A 17,632-nucleotide genomic window follows, 5' to 3' on the forward strand; every position below is an offset into this window, starting at 1 on the left:
CCCCGGAGGCGCTTCGCGCCACCCCCTCGAGGGGGCAACCCCAGTGGCCCGGCAAAGCCGGTTCCACGGGGTTCGCTGGATCACGTTCAAGTTGCGTCGAGGTGCTGAATGAGCCGCACTCGTCCTGTCACCTTCGAAGTGCACCGCAGCCCGCTGCCGAAGCAGCCGGTGCCTGCCGACATTCTGCGCGCGCCGAGCTTCACCGACCTGTTGCGCCAGCGCCGGTCGTCGAGCGGCGCACGGCCGTTCGGCGAGCGTCTGCGCGCCGATCCAGAGCCGTCATCGTCACAGCCGGTCGATGCCGAGTTCGCCATCTCCGCCGAACCCGAACACGCCACCGCAGTCGCCCGCGAACCCGAGCCCGAGCAACACGCCGAGCCCGAATGGGCCGACGAACTGGTGCCGAGCCCCGAGCTGCTGCAGCCGCTGCTGCACGGCGCCGCCCGCGTGGCCCGCGTCGCCGCGCCGACGCACCCGGTGGTCGCCGCGATCGCACAGACCATCGCGCGCTTCTGCAACGAGAGCGCGGTCGACGACAGCGAAGGCTGGCAGGTGCGCATGCCGCTGCGCCCGGACGTGCTGCCCGACACCACGCTGGCGCTGTCGCTTTCGTCGTACTGGCTGCAGCTTCGCTTCGAGACCACCGACTCGAGGGCCCGCGACCTACTCTTTGCCCATCGCGACGCCCTCGCCGCAACGCTCGAAGAATCCCTGAACCGCCGGCGCGATGTCGCCATCTCCATTGACTGATTCGCCATGACCGCTGCCACCCGCATCGAACCCGTCACGCCGATCGCCGCCCACCTGGGGGCCGTCGGCGCCGCCGCCGCCAGCGCCTCGCGCCTGCTGCACGACCGCCGCCTCGGCGCGTTGTGGCGCGCGCTGGACCTGCGGCGTGGTCTCTCGCTCGCCGCGGCGCCGGATGCAAACGACGCCCTCCGCGGTTTCGCAAGCTACGCGCTGGAGCTCGACTGCGACGCTGGCCGCTTCAGCCTCGCGATCGCCTGCCGCGCCGATGCCGCGTTGTCGCTGGCCGCGGCACCCGACCTGGGGGCGCCGCTGCGCGCGCTGGCCGCCGAGGCGCTGTTCGGCGAGACCACCGAGCGCCTGTCGCGCCTGGTGCTGCCCGGCGTGCAGGCGGTGGCGCTCGCGCCGCTGCCGGCCGAGCAGGCGCCGCGCACCGGCTGGTGCAGCCTGCGCCGCGACGGCGCCGAGATCGCACGCGTCGCGGTGCAACAACTTCCCGGGCCGGTGCACGACGCGCTGCGCGGCGCCGCGCGGCCGCACGGCCAGCGCAGCGCCTGGCGCTCGGTGCTGCGCCTGCCGGGCGCCGTGGCGATCGCGAGCCGCGCGCTGTCGATCGACGTGCTGCGCTCGCTGCGCGTCGGCGACGTGGTGCTGCTGCCGGCCGCGCTGCAGGCCCTGGAGGGGGCCGCCGCGGCGCTGCGCCTCGGGCCGCGCGGTGCGCGCTGCCTGGCGGCGCCGGGACGGATTCAAGGCAATTCATGGACAGTCGAAGGAGGACTTCAGATGTTGGACGATGACCAGGACCTGCTCGCCGAACCCGGCGAACCCGCGGATGCGATCGGCGAGCTCGAGCTGCCGGTGCGTTTCGAGATCGAGACCGTGTCGGTGCCGCTGGCCGACCTGGAGGCGATCGAGCCCGGCTACGTGATCGAGCTCGCGGTGCCGGCGGCCGAGGCGCGACTGCGCCTGGTGTCGTGCGGCCAGGTGATCGGCCACGCGGAACTGGTGGCGGTCGGCTCGCGGCTGGGCGCCCGCATCACACGCATGGTGGCACGCGATGACGCAGACCACCACGGGTGAACTGCTCCCGCTGCTCGTCATCGCGTTCGCGATCGGCGTGCTGCCCTTCGTCGCGATGATGGTGACCTCGTACACCAAGATCGTCGTGGTGCTGGGGCTGCTGCGCAACGCGCTCGGCGTGCAGCAGGTGCCGCCCAACATGGTGCTCAACGGCATCGCGATCATCGTGTCGGCCTACATCATGGCGCCGCTGGTGATGGATTCGTACGACAAGATGAAGGACCAGGGCTTCGCGCCGTCGAGTGCCGGCCAGATCGGCCAGATCCTCGAGGTCGCGAAGGACCCGGTGCGCAAGTTCCTCGACAAGCATGCGCAGGCGCGCGAGAAGGCCTTCTTCCTGAAATCGGCGGCCGCGGTGTGGCCGCCGGAGCGGGCGAGGGCGCTGAAGGCCGACGACCTGATCGTGCTGGCCCCGGCCTTCACGCTGTCGGAGCTGACGGCGGCCTTCAAGATCGGCTTCCTGCTGTACCTGGCCTTCGTCGTCGTCGACCTGATCATCGCGAACATCCTGCTCGCGCTCGGCCTGTCGCAGGTGACGCCGACGCAGGTGGCGATCCCGTTCAAGCTGCTGCTGTTCGTGGTGATGGACGGCTGGTCGACGCTGATCCACGGCCTGGTCCTGACCTACAAGTAGCGAGCGAGCCCCCATGGACTACGACAACATCGTTCGACTGACCTCGCAGGCCATGCTGCTGTGCCTGATGGTCTCGCTGCCGGCCGTGCTGGTGGCGGCGCTGGTGGGCCTGCTGGTGTCCTTCGTGCAGGCGATCACCTCGCTGCAGGACCAGGCCATCTCGCAGGGCGCCAAGCTGATCGCGGTGGTGATCACGCTGGTGGTCGCCGCGCCGTGGGGTGCCTCGATGGTGCTCGGCTTCGCCCAGCAGGCGGTACAGGCGGCGCTGCAATGAGCATCACCCGTTCGTTCACCCGGATGGCGCCGGTCGTCGCGCCGCGTGCGGCCGCGGTCGCCGCCACCGCCACCACCGCGCAGACCGCGCCGCCCGCGACGCCGCAGGCCACGCACCAGCACGGCGGCCACCACGGCCCGCACCGCGCCGGCGGGCAGGGCCGACACGTCGGCGGCAACCGGCCGGGCGCGCGCCCGAAGCGTTCGACGACCAACAAGGCGCGCAAGAGCCGGCGCCGCGGTGCGAACGGTATCCAGGGCGATGACGACGATCACGATTTCCACTCGGCGGAGTCGCAGCAGACTGGCACCGAGGCCGTCGGCCTGAAGGACCAGTCGCAGGACTCGGGCGACGACCAGGACGAGGGCGGCGGCGAACGCTCGCGCCAGGACAAGCTGGCGCAGGCGCGCAGCCTGTCGGAGAAATCGGATGAACCCGGGCGTGGCGGGTCGCCGCGCCGGGTGTTCGATTCGAAGATCCCGCTGCAGCGCTGCAAGAAGGGCATGCTGGGCGTCGTGCAGAAGGCCGTCATCGACCGCGAGCTGAACAAGGCGGCCGACACCGGCAACGGCGCGCTCGCCGCGAGTGCGCTGCGCAAGCTGAACCTGGCGCTGCTCGGCAGCGCCCGGGCCGGCGCGCGGCTCGACAGCGGCGGGCTGAAGGCGGTGGCCGAGTACCTGGCCGCGAACTACCTGAAGCCGGCGCTGCCCGAAGGCGGCTTCCCGCTGTCGATCAAGATGCTGCACTGGATGCTGCCGATGAAGCTGTTGCAGCTGCAGGTGCCGCGCACCGAGGAACAGTCCGCGCTGAGCATCGCGAAGATGCTGGTGCAGGCGAGGAGGAACCAGCCATGAGCGCTGTCATGAACGACGACGAGCTGCCCGAGGGCGCCGAGGGCGATGCACCCGATGGCGCAGACCCGGACCACGAGCGCTACATCGAGCTGCTGACCGCGCTGTGCGGCGAGCTCGACCTGCCGGACGTGCAGGCGGTGCTGCAGTCGCGGCGGGTCGAGGTCGAGGGCTTCAGCGTGATCGTCGACCACGTGACGAACGATCCGCAGGCGATGTACATCCAGTTCGACTACGGCATCACGACCGCCGGACGCACGTTGTCGATCTTCCGGCTGATGCTGGAATCCAACCTGCTGGTCTATGCGCAGGACCAGGCGCAGCTCGGCCTCGACCCCGACACCGGCTCGACGCAGCTGATCGTGCGCGTGCCGATGACAGACGACATCGACGGCCCGTGGCTGATGGACACGCTGACCCACTACGCCGAGCACGGCCGCTACTGGAAGGACCACCTGCTGCAAGCCCCTGACGACATGTTCGAGGCGATTTCCGCGGGCGACTACCTCTGGCTGAGGGCCTGAGCGTTCACAATCCCGCCCCATGCCCGACAGCGATCCGCACGACTTCTTCGAAGACCGCCCGACGCTCTGGCCGCACACCGCGCCGGAGCGGCTGCTGCCGTCGCAGGTCGAGCAGCGGCTGCTGAGGGCGATGGAGCGCGTCGCCGCCGACGGCCCGTATGCGGTCGCGCTGTGCGAGGAGGCGATCGCGCTGGCGCGCGCCGGCGGCGACGACGGCGAGACGGTGCGCACGCTGTTCCGCGCCGCGACCCTGGTGCTGCAGGCCCGCCGCCCCGACCGCGCCTACGTGCTGTGCCTCGAAGCGCAGCAGGCCTTCGAGCGCCGCGACGACCGCTGGCGCGCCACCCGCATCCTGCTGCTGCGCGGCCAGTGCTGGCTCGAGGTCGGCGAGCACGAGCGCGCGATGACGCTGATCGCCGAAGCCACCGAGCGCTTCCGGCTGATGGACCACCGCGCCGACCTGGCGCGCTGCCAGGCCGCGATGGCGATGGCGCACCGGCTGGGCGGCGACCTCGACAGCGCGATCGCGATGGCCGCGCACGCGGTCGGCACGCCCGGTGCGCCGAACGACCACCACCTCGACATCAGCCTGCGCCACAACGAAGCGCTGATGCGCCTGGAGCGCGGCCGCCAGCTGGCGCAGCAGGGCGACGTGCAGGGCGCGCAGGCCGAGTACGCGCGGGCCTCGGCGGTGCTGCCGGATGCGCGCCACATCGAATCCCCGCGCAGCCAGCCCGATGGCGGGCAGGTGCTGCAGAACATCGCCCAGGTCGCGACCGCGATCGGCGACGACGCGACGGTGCTGCTCGCACTGCGAAGGCTGGCCGACTGGGCGCGCCGCCGCGGCAGCCGGCTGGAGCGCGGCGCCGTGTGGCTGCAGATGGCCGAGCTGCAGCGCGCGCGCCACCGCAGCCGGGCGGCGGTGGCCTGCGCGCGCGCGGCGGTGCGGCACCTGGTGACGCTGCCGAACGAGCCGCGGCTGGTGACCGCGCGGCTGCTGCTGGCCGACCTGCTGGAAGACCAGGGCGACTACCCCGGCGCCTACGAGGCCTACGCCGAGGGCTCGCGCGTGGCCGCCGAGCAGCAGCGCGAGGCGATCGCGCTGCGTGCCGAGATGCTGGCGCTGGACCGCGATGCCGAGCAGGTGCTGCGCAGCACCGAGCAGACGCTGGCGTATGCGCAGCGGCTGTCGAACGTCGGCCACCTGGTCGCGAGCATCAACCACGAGCTGAACCAGCCGATGGCATCGATCCGGCTCGTCGCCGAGACGGCGCTCGAACTGATCGACAGCGGCGAGACCGCCGAGGTGCTGGCCAGCATGCGCTCGATGCTGAAACTGTCGACCCGGCTGACCGACCTGACCGCGCAGCTGGCGGCGTTCCCGGCCCGTTCGACCGCGCAGGTGCAGCAGCTGAGCCTGCGCCAGGCGGTGCTCGAGGCGCTGGGCATGCTGCGCTCGCGGCTGGGCCAGACGCCGTGCGAGATCGTGATCGGTTTCGACGATGCGCTGGCGCACGGTTTCGAGGGCCAGTTGGTGCGGGTGATCGCGAACCTGGTCAACAACGCGCTCGACGTGCTGGAGCCGGTGCCGGCGCGCCGCATCGAATTCGGCTGTGTGGCCGACGGCGAGTTCATCGTGCTGAGCGTGGCCGACAACGGCCCGGGGCTCGCGCCGGCAGTGCTGGAGCGGCTGTTCCAGCCGTTCTTCTCGACCAAGGCGGCCGGCCGCGGGCTGGGCCTGGGCCTGGCGCTGTCGCGCGACGTGATGCGCGAGATGGGCGGCGACCTGCTGGCGCGCAACGGCAGCGGCGGCGGCGCGGTCTTCGACGTGCGGCTGCCGCTCGAAGACCCGACGACGGTGCCGGGGACCTTGTAGCTACCGCTGCCGGCCTGCCAGCACCTGCGCGACCGGCGAATCGGCGCCGAACGCCGACCGGTTGGCCTCGGCCAGCAGCGCGATCGCGGCCAGGCGGCAGGCCTCGCGGTCATGGGCCGGGCCGTTGTCGACCGGATCGTTCATCAGGCCGTCGGTCACGCGGTCGACCAACGCTTCGAAGCGGCGCATCGCTTCGGACTGCAGGTCGTCGAACGAGGCGTCGTCGAACGGGAGATCGGCGTCGCAGAGGTCGGTGTTCAGGCGCATCGGAAGGGTCCTTGGGAGAATCGGATCAGGGGGCGGATGACGGCGTCGTGGCCGACGGCGCCGTTCCGGCGTCGGCCAGCACAGCGCGGTTCAGCGCGACCATGAACCTGCCGAGCTTCGGCCCGTCGTCGACGATGGACAGATCCGCCTGGTCCTTGTACTTGTCGAGCAGCTCGTCGTGGGTCGGCTGGGCGAACAGCTTGTAGTTGCGCATGTCCTGCTGAAGTGCCTTCAGGTCGACGCCCCGCTCGCGCAACGACTGGACCCCTTCCGCGGCCGTGGACTTCGACAGCGAGACGGGCTCGGGCTTGGCGCCGAGGCCCAGCGGCGCGGACGGCCGGGCCGCCGCCGGTTGCTGCGGGGTCGGCTTCTCGGCAGTCGGCTTCTCCGTGGTCGGCTTCTGGGTCGGGGGCTTCTGCCCGCTCGGCTTCGGCCCGCCGGACAACCCGGCCAGGCCGGACTGGAAGCGCTGGATCATGTCGTGGATCGACTGCAGGCCGGTGCGCGCCTCGCCGAGCATCTGGGCCACCAGCGGCGGGGCGAAGTTCTGGTACAGCGCGTTGCTTTCGATGTCGTGCAGCGCCTGCAGGAACTCGCCGGCCACGCGCGAGGCGCGGTCCGAGCCCTTCAGCGCCGCGGCCATCGGCCTGTGCAGCGCCGACTGCGCGGCATCGCGGATCTGGCCGAACTGCCCCGTCGGAAGGTGACCGAGGTTCGGCAGGGGTCCCATCGGTCCCGTGCTCCCCATCTGCGCAGCCTGCCCCAGTCGCCCCATCTTCCCCAGCAACGACGCGTTCTGCAGGCGCGGGCGCAGTCCGGCGATGCCGGATTGCAACGTCGCGGCGGTCGGCAGTTTCGACGGCAGGCGCTCGGCCAGGCCGCTCAATCCGCTCATCTGCTTCGCCGCGAGGCGCGCGGCGCCGGTCGCTTTTTCCGCCAGCCCGGGGGCGGACGTCGCCAGCTTGCCGGCCTGCTGGCCGATCCGGTTGAGCGCCTGGAGGCCGCTTTTCACCAACAGCGGATTGATCGGAGGCATGCGGATTCCTTGGGGCTGTGACGTCGTTGGCCGCCACGGTAGGCTGGCCGGGCGCCGCGGGTTGCGGCATCACGCGAAGCGGCGCATGCGGACGCGAAGTTGGCCGCCGCGGCCCGTGCAACAGGCCGGCAGGGCGCTACGATCGCTGCATTGCTTGCATTGCACCGAACGCCACGTGAAGCCCTCGATTCCCGACAAGACCATGCAAGACACCGACGCGGCCGCCAGTGCCGCCACGCCCGCGACGCGCATCCTGGTGATCGAGGACGACGAAGCCTTCCGTGCCAGCGTGAAGCGCGCGCTGGAGCTGGCCGGCTACCAGGTCAGCCTGTTCGAGGACGCCGAATCGGCGATGGAGCAGATGGCCGCCGTGGCCCCCGCCGCGGTGCTGACCGACCTGCGGCTGCCGAAGGCCGACGGCCTGTTCGTGCTGCAGCGCACGCGCGAGAAAGACGCCGACCTGCCGGTCGTGCTGATGACCGGCCATGGCGACATCCCGACCGCGATCCAGGCGATCCGCTCGGGCGCCTACGATTTCCTCGAGAAGCCGTTCAGCCGCGAGCGGCTGCTGGCCGTGATGCAGCGCGCGGCCGACCAGTACCGGCTGGTGCAGGAGAACCGCCAGCTGAAGACGCGGCTGGCCGAGTCGTCCGGGATCGACCAGATCGTGCGCGGCGACGCGGCCCCGGTGCGCGAGCTGCGCGACCTGATCCTGCGCCTCGCGCCGACCCCGGTCGACGTGCTGATCCACGGCGAGACCGGCACCGGCAAGGAACTGGTCGCGCGCTGCCTGCACGATTTCGGCCGGCGCAGCGGCAACTTCGTCGCGCTGAACTGCGCGGCCATTCCCGAGAGCCTGTTCGAGAGCGAGCTGTTCGGCCACGAGGCCGGCGCCTTCACCGGCGCGGGCAAGCAGCGCATCGGCAAGATCGAGCATGCGAAGGACGGCACGCTGTTCCTCGACGAGATCGAGGCGATGCCGCTGGCGCTGCAGGCCAAGGTGCTGCGCGTGATCCAGGAGCGCGAGATCGAGCGCCTGGGCAACAACAAGCCGATCCCGGTGAACTTCCGCGTTGTCGCGGCCACCAAGGTGAGCCTCGAAGACCTCGCGAAGAAGGGCGAGTTCCGGCCCGACCTGTTCTACCGGCTCAACGTGGCATCGCTGAAGATCCCGGCGCTGCGCGACCGGCTGGGCGACATCCTCGGGCTGTTCCAGATCTTCCTGCAGCAGGCGAGCCTGCGCTTCCAGATGCCGGTGCCGTCGCTGACGCCGGACCAGCACCAGGCGCTGCTCGCGTCGCGCTGGCCGGGCAACGTGCGCGAGCTGAAGGCCTGCGCCGAACGGATGATCCTCGGCCTGCCGATCTTCGTCGATGGCGAGCCGACGGCCTCGGCCCCGCGCTCGTTCGACGAATCGGTCGCGATGATCGAACGCAGCCTGCTCGAAGAAGCGCTGCGCCGCCACGGCGGCTCGGTGAAGGCCGCCTGCGCCGAGCTGTCGCTGACGCCGGCGACGATGTACCGCAAGCTGAAGGCGCTGGCGGTGGACCCGTCGGCGTACAAGGACCCGAGCACCGATCCTGCCGGCTGAGCACGATCGCGCCGCCGACTGACGCGAACCTGACGGCCCCCCAGAGGCCGCTGTCCCGCTGCCGCGCTGCGCTGTCGCAGTCGTGAGAGAGCCGCACCCCCTCGCTTCTCAATCTTGATTCTCCGCCCGGCCCGGCCGCTGTCGGATGCCTGCGGCACGCCCGTTCGCTTCGGTGGCGCATGACGGCGAATCAAGCACTTGCATGCGATTGTGAAACCGCTTGCAAGTCGCGCAGCCATACATCGCTTCGTGGCACATGCCTTGCGGAACAGGCCGGTCAGACATCATTCAACACATAGGGGAGTCTCGTGAACAAAGCAGCCTTGTTGATCGAAGACAAAGACACGCAACTGGTCGTGCGGACCGCACTGGAGTGCGCCGGTTTCCACTGCGAGGTCTATGCGTCCACCGGAACGCTGTTGCGCGGCATCAAGCGCGACGACCACGGCCTGATCGTCGTCGACGTCGACGACCCCGCCACCGATTGCGCCGCGCTGGTCGACTGGCGCCGCAACTGGCTGAACCCCGAAGTGACTTTGGTCGCCCTCGGCCGCACCGACCCGCTGACGGCCGCCCGCGTGCTGAACGCCGGCGTCGACGATTTCGTCGCGAAGCCGGTGCGCGGTGCCGAGCTGCTGGCGCGCATCGGCGCCGCCGCGCGCCGCCGCCAACCCGCCCCGGCCGAGGCCGGCCTCAGCGTCGCCGGCTGCAGCATCGACCGCAGCGCCTGCGCGATCGTCTCGCGCTCGCATCGCGTCGGCCTGACCGCCCGCGAACTGGCGCTGGCCCAGCTGCTGTTCGAGAACGCCGGCCAGCTGGTGACCCGGGCCCGCCTTGCGCAGGACGTCTGGGGCGCCGACGCCGGCATCACCGGCCGCTCGATCGAGCAGCACATCTACCAGTTGCGCCGCAAGCTCAAGCGCTGTGCCGGCGAAGCGCTCGCGCTGCGCGGCGTCTACGGCAGCGGCTACCGCATCGACGCGGCCGCCGCGCCGCGCTCCGCCAGCGGCCCCTCTTCCGCGCCGGCCGCCGCCCCCGGGCTGGCGGTGCAGGCCACGCTCCACGCCTAGATCACCACCGTCCACCACACGTCCACCACACCGCCCACCACCATGCGCTCCCACACCCACTCCACCTTCGACGGCCTGCGTCCCGACCGCGTCCCGCTGCCCTGGGGCGACGTGCGAGGGGCTTCGTTGTCCGCGCTGCTGTCGCTGATCACCACCGTGTCGTACGGCGCGGTGGCGGCCGGCTCGATTTCGTCGATGGGGCCGGGCGTGGTGTCGGCGATGGTGCTGTCGGGGCTGATCGCCGCGTCGCTCGGCGCGCTGGTCGCGAGCGCGCTCGGCTCGGTGCCGACGCAGATCTTCTCGCCGCGGGCCTCGGTTGCGGTCGTGATCGCGGCAGCGGCCGCATCGTTCGCGGCCGGCGAAGGCACGAAGCTGCCGCAGGTGCTCGCGCTGCTGTCGCTGTGCCTGTTCATCGCGATGCTGTTCCAGCTGGCCTTCGCGGCGCTGCGGCTGGGCGGCCTGATCCGGCTGATCCCGACCTCGGTGACGGCCGGCCTGGTGATCGCACTGGCGCTGCGACTGGTGTGGTCCGAGCTGCCCGACCTGGTGGCCGCGCCGGACCGCCTGCGGCCGTGGGCGCCGCTGTGCACCGCCATCGGCACCTTCGGCGTGTTCGCGCTGCTGCGCGCCCGCTACGGCGCAGGCGGTGCGATGCTCGCCGGCCTGGCGGCCGGCCTGCTGATCGCGCTGGTGGTCGACCTCGGCGCGCCGGGTGCGCTGCCGCACCTGCCGGCCATCGACCTGGCCGGCGGCCCGCTGCTGCCGGTGTCGCGCCTGGTCGGGCAGTTCGTCGACGGCTGGCCGCCGGGCCGCTGGCTCGACGTGCTGGCCTTCGCCGCGGTGATCGCGCTGGTCAACTCGGTCGAGACGCTGACCTCGGCGATGCAGATCGAAGACCTCGGCACGCAGCGATTCGATGCCAACCGCGCGCTGATGGCCGGTGCCCTCGGCTCGCTGGTGTCGCTGCTGGCCGGCGGGCTGCCGGTGGCCGGCGGGACCTCGACCTCGTCGGTGCACGTCAAGGCCGGCGCCAGCTCGCGCAGTTCGGCGCTCGCGTCGGCGCTGCTGGTGGGCCTGGGCACGCTGGTGTTCGCCTCGCTGATCGTCAAGGTTCCGCTGGCGGTGGTCGCCGCGCTGATGCTGTGCGTGGCCGGCGAGATCGCCGTGCCGCCGGTGCGCGAGCTGCTGGCGCAATGGCAGGCCGGCCGGCACGGCATGCGCGGCGAGATCGCGGTGGTCGCGCTGGTGTGCGTGCTGCTGCTGTCGGCCGACATCCTGGTCGCGGTGGGCGCCGGTGTGGTCGCCGCCTCGGTGCTGGCCTTCGTGCAGATGCGCGACAGCCTGGTGCGCCGCGAATACAACGCCACCGATGCGATGGCCCCGACGATCGTCGGCGTGCCGATGGGCAAGACCAGCTCGCGCGACGTGCCGGTGATCGAGATCGGCCAGCCGCTGTTCTTCGCGACCGTCGAGGCCGCGGTGCATGCGGTCGAACGGGTGAACGCCAGCTCCCGCCAGGTGGTGCTCGACCTGACGCGCAGCGGCGGCCTGGACCTGACCGCGGCGAAGGCGCTGTCGCGCTGCGCCGCGGTGATGCAGCGCGACGATCGCCAGCTGCTGGTGGTCGGCGGCGAGCGCATCTCCGAGATGGAATCGCCGTTGCGACCGTGCCTGGTGTTCGGCCACATCGGCGATGCGGTGAACTACTGCACCGATGCGCAAAGCCTGCGCGAGCTCGAAGCCGAGCGGGCGCGGCGCGATGCGCAGACCCTTCCGCTGGCGGTGATCGACCATGCGACCCGCTTGCTGGCGGAGCACATCGGTCCGATCGCCGACGTGCTGGTGCGCCGCGCCGCGGCCGCCGTCACCAGCCGCGACCAGTTCTGCAACGTGCTGGCCGGCCAGCTCGACGAGAGCCGTGTGCGCGAGGCCTTCCTCGCCGGCATGAAGCGCGTCGACATCGTCCGGAGCGCACCGTGAGCGCGGCCGCCGTGCAGGCCGGGGCGCGCGAACGCGACGCCTTCGTCTCGATGCTGGCGCGGCTCGACGCGCAACTCGACCGCGACCTGGCCTCTACCGAGACCGAGACCGAGGCCGACGACGAGCGCACCGACTTCGTGCCGACCTTGCAGATGCTGAAGCCCGACGAGATCGCCGCATTGACGACGGCCGCGCCGCGCCGCGAGACGACATCGGCCCGGGCCGCGGCGGCCAGGCCGGCGCGTTCGTACGCCCGGCTGTTGCCGTGGCTGGTGGGCGGCGGGCTGGCGGCCGGTGCGGCGTCGTTCGCGATGTCGTTCAGCGGTTCGCGGCCGGTGGCGCCGCGGATGCCGGAGGTCGCGACCCTCGTGCCGGTGGCGCCGGTCGTGTCGGCCGCAGCGGTTGCGCCGGCGGCCTCGGCTGTGCAGGTTGCGGCGACCGGACCGGTGCCCGCGCCGGAGTCTGCTGCGGTGTCCGTTGCCACGCCCGCCGTCACACCGCCCGTCACTCCAACCGCCACTGTCGCGCTGCTGCAGCCGATGCCGGCCCCGTCCATCGATTCCTGTCCCCCTGCTCGCCGGGCCCTCGGCCTGTGCGAACTCCCGGCGCCTTGAGCGCCGTCCACCGTCCAACGGAGAAATCCATGCGCCAACTTCTTCTGACCGCTGCCTTGTGCCTGGCCTCGCTGGGCGCCCATGCTGCCGGCGACCGCATCGTCACCGGCTCCGACCGCGGCACCTACATCGAGATCGGCCGCGACCTGTCGCGCCTGATCGGCAAACCCGCCGGCCTGCCGCTGGAGGTGCTGCCCTCCAAGGGCTCGGCCGAGAACGTGCGCCGCCTGCGCTCCGAGCCGGGCGTGCGGCTCGCGCTGGTGCAGTCCGACGTGTACCGCGCCTACCTCGACCAGGCGAATGCCGGCGATGCCGAGGCGGCCCGGCTGATCAAGCCGCTGCGCGTGGTGATGCCGCTGTACGACGAGGAGATCTACTTCGTCGCGCGCGCCGATTCGCCGCTGCGCTCGATCCATGAGCTGCGCGACAAGCGCATCAACGTCGGCCCGGTCGGCAGCGGCACCGCATTGACCGCGACCACGCTGTACCGCGCGATGTTCGGCAGCCCGATGCTGGAGCAGAACACCAGCTTCCTGTCGAACGAGGAGGCGCTGGTGAAGCTCGCGACCGACAAGTCGATCGACGTGGTCGTGATCGTCGCCGGCCAGCCGGCCAAGCTGTTCGCCGACATGAAGTCGGAGGCGCGCCAGTACATCAAGCTGCTGACGCTGGACCGCGCGGCGCCCGAGACGCAGGCGCTGGACGGCACCTACGTGCCGGCGACGATCCGCGCCACCAGCTACCCGAACTGGCTGACGCAGGACGCGACCTCGCTGTCGGTCAAGTCGATGCTGGTGACCTACGACTACCAGTCGCCGGATGTGCGCGCCTCGCTGACGCGGTTCGCGAAGTCGATGTGCAGCAACTTCGAGAAGCTGAGGACCGAAGGCCACGCGAAGTGGCAGGAGGTGAGCCTCGCGCCGCCGCAGCTGCCGAAAGGCTGGTCGTACTACGCGCCGACGCAGAAGGTGCTGTCGCACTGCGACACCGAGGCCGAGCCGGCGCGCAACGTCGCGTCCGAAGGCAAGGCCCCGGCGGCATCGAGCTGCTCGCAGAGCCGCGAAGTGCTGGGCCTGTGCCGCGTGGCATCGCGCTGAACGGCCATGCCGCCGCCGCAGATCCCGCTCGGTAACGCACCGCGGCTGCAGCGGTCGAACACGATCGGGCCCGGCGTCACGCCGGGGTCGGTGCCGGGCAGCCGGCCGGCGATCACGCCGCGGCCGTCGACGCCGTCGCAGCGCGATGCGGCGGTCGGCGGCCCGTCGCGGCGCGAGGGCGGTGCGACGCCGCTGGCCAGCGCGGCACAACGGCCGCGCTCGGCGAGCCTGCCGCCGCCGGTGCGGCGCGACGGCGCATCCCCGGGCGAAGGCGGATCGCAGGCGCTGGTGCTGCACAGCCAGGCCGGTGGGGCGGGCGGGCCGCCGAAGCTGCCGCCGCGGCCGCCGGCGACGGCGTCGCCGTTCGGACGACCGGGCCCGAACTCGAGCATGGCCTTGACCCGCCCGACGCTCGGCGGCTTGAAGCCGATCGGGCAGGGCAGCAGCCAGGCGCAGGCCACGTCGGCGGCGTCCGGCGCCGGCGACGGTGATCCCGAACTGTCGAAGATGCTCGACCAGCTCGAAAGCGCGACGCGCAATCTGCGCGAGCTCGAACAACACGGCGCCGACAAGAACGATCCGAAGAAGCTGATGGATGCGCTGGAGAAGATGCTCGACATCTTCAGCAAGATCAACGACAAGCTGAACGCGCGCATGGAGGCGGCCGGGCAGTCGTTCGCGCAGGCAGCGCAGGCGCAGCCGCAGGGCTGACGCGCCGATGAAGAGGTTCATCTGGACCGGTTGACCCGCAAGGAGCCGGATTTCTAGACTGCGCCGCATCCTGAACGAACAGACCAGGGAGGTCTTTCATGATGCATGCGCGCGCCGGCCTGTGGGTGGCGCTCGGTTGTTCCTTGTCATGTGCGATTCCATGCGCCGCGCCGGCGCAGGCGCCGCCACCGGTGTCGCCCTCGCCGACCACGCGCTACGAGTACGACGCGATGGGTCACGTCACGAAGATCCTGCGTGGCGCGAGTGGCGACAGCACCTCCATCGCCTACGACGGCATCTACCGCATCACGTCGGTCACCGACGCGCGGCAGGGCACGATCCGCTTCGAGTACTGGGGCATGACGCCGTACATCAACAAGGTGATCGACCCGCGCGGCCTGGAGACGCTCTATGAGCGCACCGGCCTGGGCCACGTGATGAAAATCGTGAGTCCGGACACCGGCACGACGGAGTTCACCTATGTCCCCGGGACCTACCTGGTGCAGACCGCGCTCGACAGCCGCGGGGTGCTGACGCGCTACACCTATGACGCCGGCAGCGCGTTGACCAGCGTGGTGCGTGCCCTGGGCGGGCGCAGCGAGCTGCCGACGCAGTTCCGGTATGACGAGCAAGGGCCGGGCTTCACCTACACGATCGGCCGGCTCAGCAGCACGAGCCACGCGGGCGGCGGCAGCCGCTACAGCTACGCGCCGCTCGGCGACCTGCTGACGGACACGCAGTTTCTCGATGCGGCCGGTGGCGCCAACACAGCGACGGTCACTCACACGGTGCGCTACGGGTATGCCTCCGGTGGCCACGTCAGCAGCATCGTCTATCCCTCGGGCCACAAGCTGCACATCACGCACCACCGGGGCGACGTGACCGCGATGGCGCTGGCGCCCAACGAAACGGCCGAGCCGTCACCGCTGATCAGCGCCGTCAGGTGGGCGCCGTTCGGCTTCGGCATCGACGGCTGGCAATGGCACAGGAGCGGCGGACTGATGCCGCACGAGCGCACGTTCGACCTGAGCGGGCGCATGACGCGCTATCCGGTCGGCCAGGTGCTGCGCGATGTGCGCTACGACGCGCAGGACCGCATCGCGGCGTTCACGCACCAGCAGCCCGACGGCACGCTGCAGCCTGCCCTCGACCAGCAGTTCGGCTACGACGAGGTCGACCGGCTCACGAGCGTGGTGACCGCGACGACGAGCTGGTCGATCGCCTACGACCCGAACAGCAACCGCGCGACCGTGAGCCTGGACGGCATTCCCAGCCGCTACGACACGGCGCCGACGAGCAACCGGCTGAGCGGTGTGACGAACCCGGCGCGCAGCCTGGCCCATGACGACGCCGGCAACACGACGAGCGACAGCGCGGGTTACACGGCGACCTACGACATGGCCGGCCGACTCGCCACGCTGACGAAGGGCGGCATCACGACGACCTACACCTACAACGCGATGGGCCAGCGCATCCGCAAGGTGAGCAACACCGGGCCGCAGAGCACGGTGATCTACGTGTACGACCAAGAGGGCCAGTTGCTCGGCGAGTACGACCGCGAGGGCCGGGTGATCCGCGAGTACGTGTGGTTGCAAGACGTGCCGATCGCGGTCTTCATGCCGAACCCGGCGGATGCGAGCGGCCCGCCGCTGGTGTTCCACATCCACGCCGATCACCTGAACGCGCCGCGGGCGGTACTGGACACCGATGGCGTGATCCGCTGGCTGTGGCTGGCCGAGCCGTTCGGGACGACGGCGCCGGTGGTGGATCAGGGGGGGCACGGGCCGTTCGCGTTCAGCCTGCGCTTCCCGGGGCAGGTGGCGGATGCTGAGAGCGGGCTGTTCTACAACTGGAATCGGTACTACAACGCCGCGGACGGGCGGTACACGCAGAGCGATCCCATCGGGCTGGCGGGTGGCATCAACACCTACGCGCATGCCGGGGGGAATCCGACGCTCTTCACGGATCCGACCGGCGAGTTTTTCTTCATCCCGGCCTTGGTGGGCGGTGGTGTCGGAGCGCTGTCCGATCTGGGGTTGCAGCTTCTGATGAATGGAGGGCGCATGAAGTGCGTCGACTGGACCCAGGTGGGAATTGCCGGTGCGGTCGGGGCCGTCGGTGGCGCCTGGGCGGGAGGTGCATTCAGGCATTCGGTGTCGGGAAAGAGCTGGCTCGAAGCCAGCCGTCGATGGCCTGCGGTGCGCGCACGCTACGGGCGCGCCCAGTCCTTGCCCCCGGGCAAGGATGTGCATCATTGGCTCTTTCCGCAAAATAGCGGGGTTGCGAGAAACTTCCCCGGCATTGCCAACCATCCGATGAACCTCAATCCCACGGTGCCAAACTCGATCAACAGGGGGCTTTTGAATACGATGGATCCTGTGTCGAGGACTTTGTATGGCTCGCCTGGCTGGGCGAGGGCCGCTGGCGGCTACGCAGGTGCGGGAGTGGCAATGGATGCAGCAGATGAATGCACCTGCAATTGAGTTCCCCACGCTCGTGTTGACGAGCAAGGAGCACCGCCATCTTTATGCCTACTGTGCGGCGAGCCAGAGGGAATTGGAGGCTTGTCCGCTGCACACGTACTTCAAAACGGGACGCCTCCAAGGTTTGCGTCGCTTCGATCCGCGGGGGCGCTGCTTTGCAGGGAAGGCCACCGGGCAGTGGAGGCTCGACAGAGCCTTGATTCGCGAGGTCGGGCCGGTCATCTGGGTCAGCGCGGTGATCGCTTCTGGCCTGGATGTTGTTCTGTTGTTCGAGATGGAATGGGAGGAGGTGCCCAGTCAGTCGCTCGAGTTGGTCAAGAAGGAAGTGAAGGACTACGTGAGCCGGGATCCAAAGCCCTACACCAGGAGCCGTCCGCTGCAGACGGTGTTGGCCAGATTGACCAAGGCAGCCACCTTCGAACAGCTGTGTCGCGCAATCGAGTCGTGATCGAGTTCTCCGTCATCGGCGTATCAGAGGCCAAACCGGGGCGCCCTTGTGCGTTCGTTGCCAAGACGAGGAACGAGATGCATGAGTCACCGCTGCACACCTATGTCCGTGGGTACGAGGAAAGCTCTTGCAATGCCTCGACGTGGCACCTCGCTGCTTCACTTCGAATGCCTCCGAGAAAACTGTCAGGCGGCAGCTGAAGGCAGCGAAGGGGTATGCAGCGCCTGCTGCTGCTCTGACCATCTGGATGGATGCCGCATTGCGCGAAGCCCTTCTTGCCGGCACGCAGCTTGCCTGCGTTCTTGCCGAAGCGGCAGCACACATCGCATTGTCCAAATGATTGGCCGGA

Annotated in this window: 17 protein-coding genes; 15 read left to right on the top strand and 2 right to left on the bottom strand. The window is 70.4% G+C overall.

Annotated features, from left to right (window positions below):
* The first annotated feature begins 138 nt into the window (after window positions 1-138).
* From sctP to FHT26_RS06310, 7 genes are read left to right on the top strand one after another with little or no spacing between them, the layout of a single operon-like run.
* Complete coding sequence (gene sctP / locus FHT26_RS06280) at window positions 139-750, top strand: type III secretion system protein SctP (RefSeq protein WP_168559304.1); 612 nt, start codon at window positions 139-141, stop codon at window positions 748-750.
* A 6-nt stretch (window positions 751-756) separates the two neighbouring features.
* Window positions 757-1,827 carry a type III secretion system cytoplasmic ring protein SctQ gene (sctQ, locus tag FHT26_RS06285; RefSeq protein ID WP_168559305.1) on the top strand — a complete coding sequence of 357 codons (1,071 nt, stop codon included), beginning with the start codon at window positions 757-759 and terminating at the stop codon, window positions 1,825-1,827.
* Window positions 1,805-2,461 carry a type III secretion system export apparatus subunit SctR gene (sctR, locus tag FHT26_RS06290; protein WP_168559306.1) on the top strand — a complete coding sequence of 219 codons (657 nt, stop codon included), beginning with the start codon at window positions 1,805-1,807 and terminating at the stop codon, window positions 2,459-2,461. The genes sctQ and sctR overlap by 23 nt, the downstream gene beginning before the upstream one ends.
* Window positions 2,462-2,474: 13 nt before the next feature.
* Entirely contained in the window at window positions 2,475-2,735 is a 261-nt protein-coding gene (gene sctS, locus FHT26_RS06295) for a type III secretion system export apparatus subunit SctS (protein WP_056810193.1), read from the top strand.
* On the top strand, window positions 2,732-3,589 hold the full coding sequence (locus FHT26_RS06300; RefSeq protein ID WP_168559307.1) for a hypothetical protein: 858 nt from the start codon (window positions 2,732-2,734) through the stop codon (window positions 3,587-3,589). Before sctS ends, FHT26_RS06300 begins: the two co-directional genes overlap by 4 nt.
* A complete protein-coding gene (locus FHT26_RS06305; protein WP_246867751.1) occupies window positions 3,586-4,110 on the top strand; it encodes a CesT family type III secretion system chaperone in 525 nt (174 codons plus the stop codon). The genes FHT26_RS06300 and FHT26_RS06305 overlap by 4 nt, the downstream gene beginning before the upstream one ends.
* 19 nt (window positions 4,111-4,129) lie before the next feature.
* Window positions 4,130-5,986, top strand: coding sequence for an ATP-binding protein (locus FHT26_RS06310; RefSeq protein ID WP_168559308.1), 1,857 nt, complete (start codon window positions 4,130-4,132; stop codon window positions 5,984-5,986).
* On the opposite strand, the gene FHT26_RS06315 is transcribed toward FHT26_RS06310, so the two are convergent.
* Together FHT26_RS06315 and FHT26_RS06320 are read right to left on the bottom strand one after the other, a co-directional pair.
* Entirely contained in the window at window positions 5,987-6,253 is a 267-nt protein-coding gene (locus FHT26_RS06315; protein WP_168559309.1) for a hypothetical protein, read from the bottom strand. It lies immediately after the preceding gene.
* Between the two features lie 25 nt (window positions 6,254-6,278).
* Window positions 6,279-7,289 carry a hypothetical protein gene (locus FHT26_RS06320; RefSeq protein ID WP_168559310.1) on the bottom strand — a complete coding sequence of 337 codons (1,011 nt, stop codon included), beginning with the start codon at window positions 7,287-7,289 and terminating at the stop codon, window positions 6,279-6,281.
* Between the two features lie 202 nt (window positions 7,290-7,491).
* Between FHT26_RS06320 and FHT26_RS06325 the strand changes: the two genes are divergently transcribed.
* The 8 genes from FHT26_RS06325 (at window position 7,492) to FHT26_RS06360 (ending at window position 17,283) form a co-directional block, all read left to right on the top strand.
* Window positions 7,492-8,880, top strand: coding sequence for a sigma-54-dependent transcriptional regulator (locus tag FHT26_RS06325; RefSeq protein ID WP_168559311.1), 1,389 nt, complete (start codon window positions 7,492-7,494; stop codon window positions 8,878-8,880).
* A 326-nt stretch (window positions 8,881-9,206) separates the two neighbouring features.
* Window positions 9,207-9,950 (top strand): response regulator transcription factor, encoded by a 744-nt coding sequence (locus FHT26_RS06330; protein ID WP_168559312.1) that lies wholly within the window; start codon window positions 9,207-9,209, stop codon window positions 9,948-9,950.
* A 42-nt stretch (window positions 9,951-9,992) separates the two neighbouring features.
* Window positions 9,993-11,930, top strand: coding sequence for a SulP family inorganic anion transporter (locus FHT26_RS06335; protein WP_168559313.1), 1,938 nt, complete (start codon window positions 9,993-9,995; stop codon window positions 11,928-11,930).
* Window positions 11,927-12,544: a hypothetical protein gene (locus tag FHT26_RS06340; protein ID WP_168559314.1), complete on the top strand. Its 618-nt coding sequence runs from the start codon at window positions 11,927-11,929 to the stop codon at window positions 12,542-12,544. The genes FHT26_RS06335 and FHT26_RS06340 overlap by 4 nt, the downstream gene beginning before the upstream one ends.
* Window positions 12,545-12,573: 29 nt before the next feature.
* Complete coding sequence (locus FHT26_RS06345) at window positions 12,574-13,641, top strand: TAXI family TRAP transporter solute-binding subunit (RefSeq protein WP_168559315.1); 1,068 nt, start codon at window positions 12,574-12,576, stop codon at window positions 13,639-13,641.
* Window positions 13,642-13,647: 6 nt separating this feature from the next.
* Window positions 13,648-14,352 (top strand): hypothetical protein, encoded by a 705-nt coding sequence (locus FHT26_RS06350; protein ID WP_168559316.1) that lies wholly within the window; start codon window positions 13,648-13,650, stop codon window positions 14,350-14,352.
* Between the two features lie 98 nt (window positions 14,353-14,450).
* Window positions 14,451-16,835, top strand: coding sequence for an RHS repeat domain-containing protein (locus FHT26_RS06355; protein ID WP_168559317.1), 2,385 nt, complete (start codon window positions 14,451-14,453; stop codon window positions 16,833-16,835).
* Window positions 16,816-17,283 carry a hypothetical protein gene (locus FHT26_RS06360; RefSeq protein ID WP_168559318.1) on the top strand — a complete coding sequence of 156 codons (468 nt, stop codon included), beginning with the start codon at window positions 16,816-16,818 and terminating at the stop codon, window positions 17,281-17,283. The genes FHT26_RS06355 and FHT26_RS06360 overlap by 20 nt, the downstream gene beginning before the upstream one ends.
* Window positions 17,284-17,632 lie beyond the last annotated feature (349 nt).

The sequence above is a fragment of the Rhizobacter sp. SG703 genome, assembly GCF_012275445.1.
Classification (GTDB): domain Bacteria; phylum Pseudomonadota; class Gammaproteobacteria; order Burkholderiales; family Burkholderiaceae_C; genus Rhizobacter.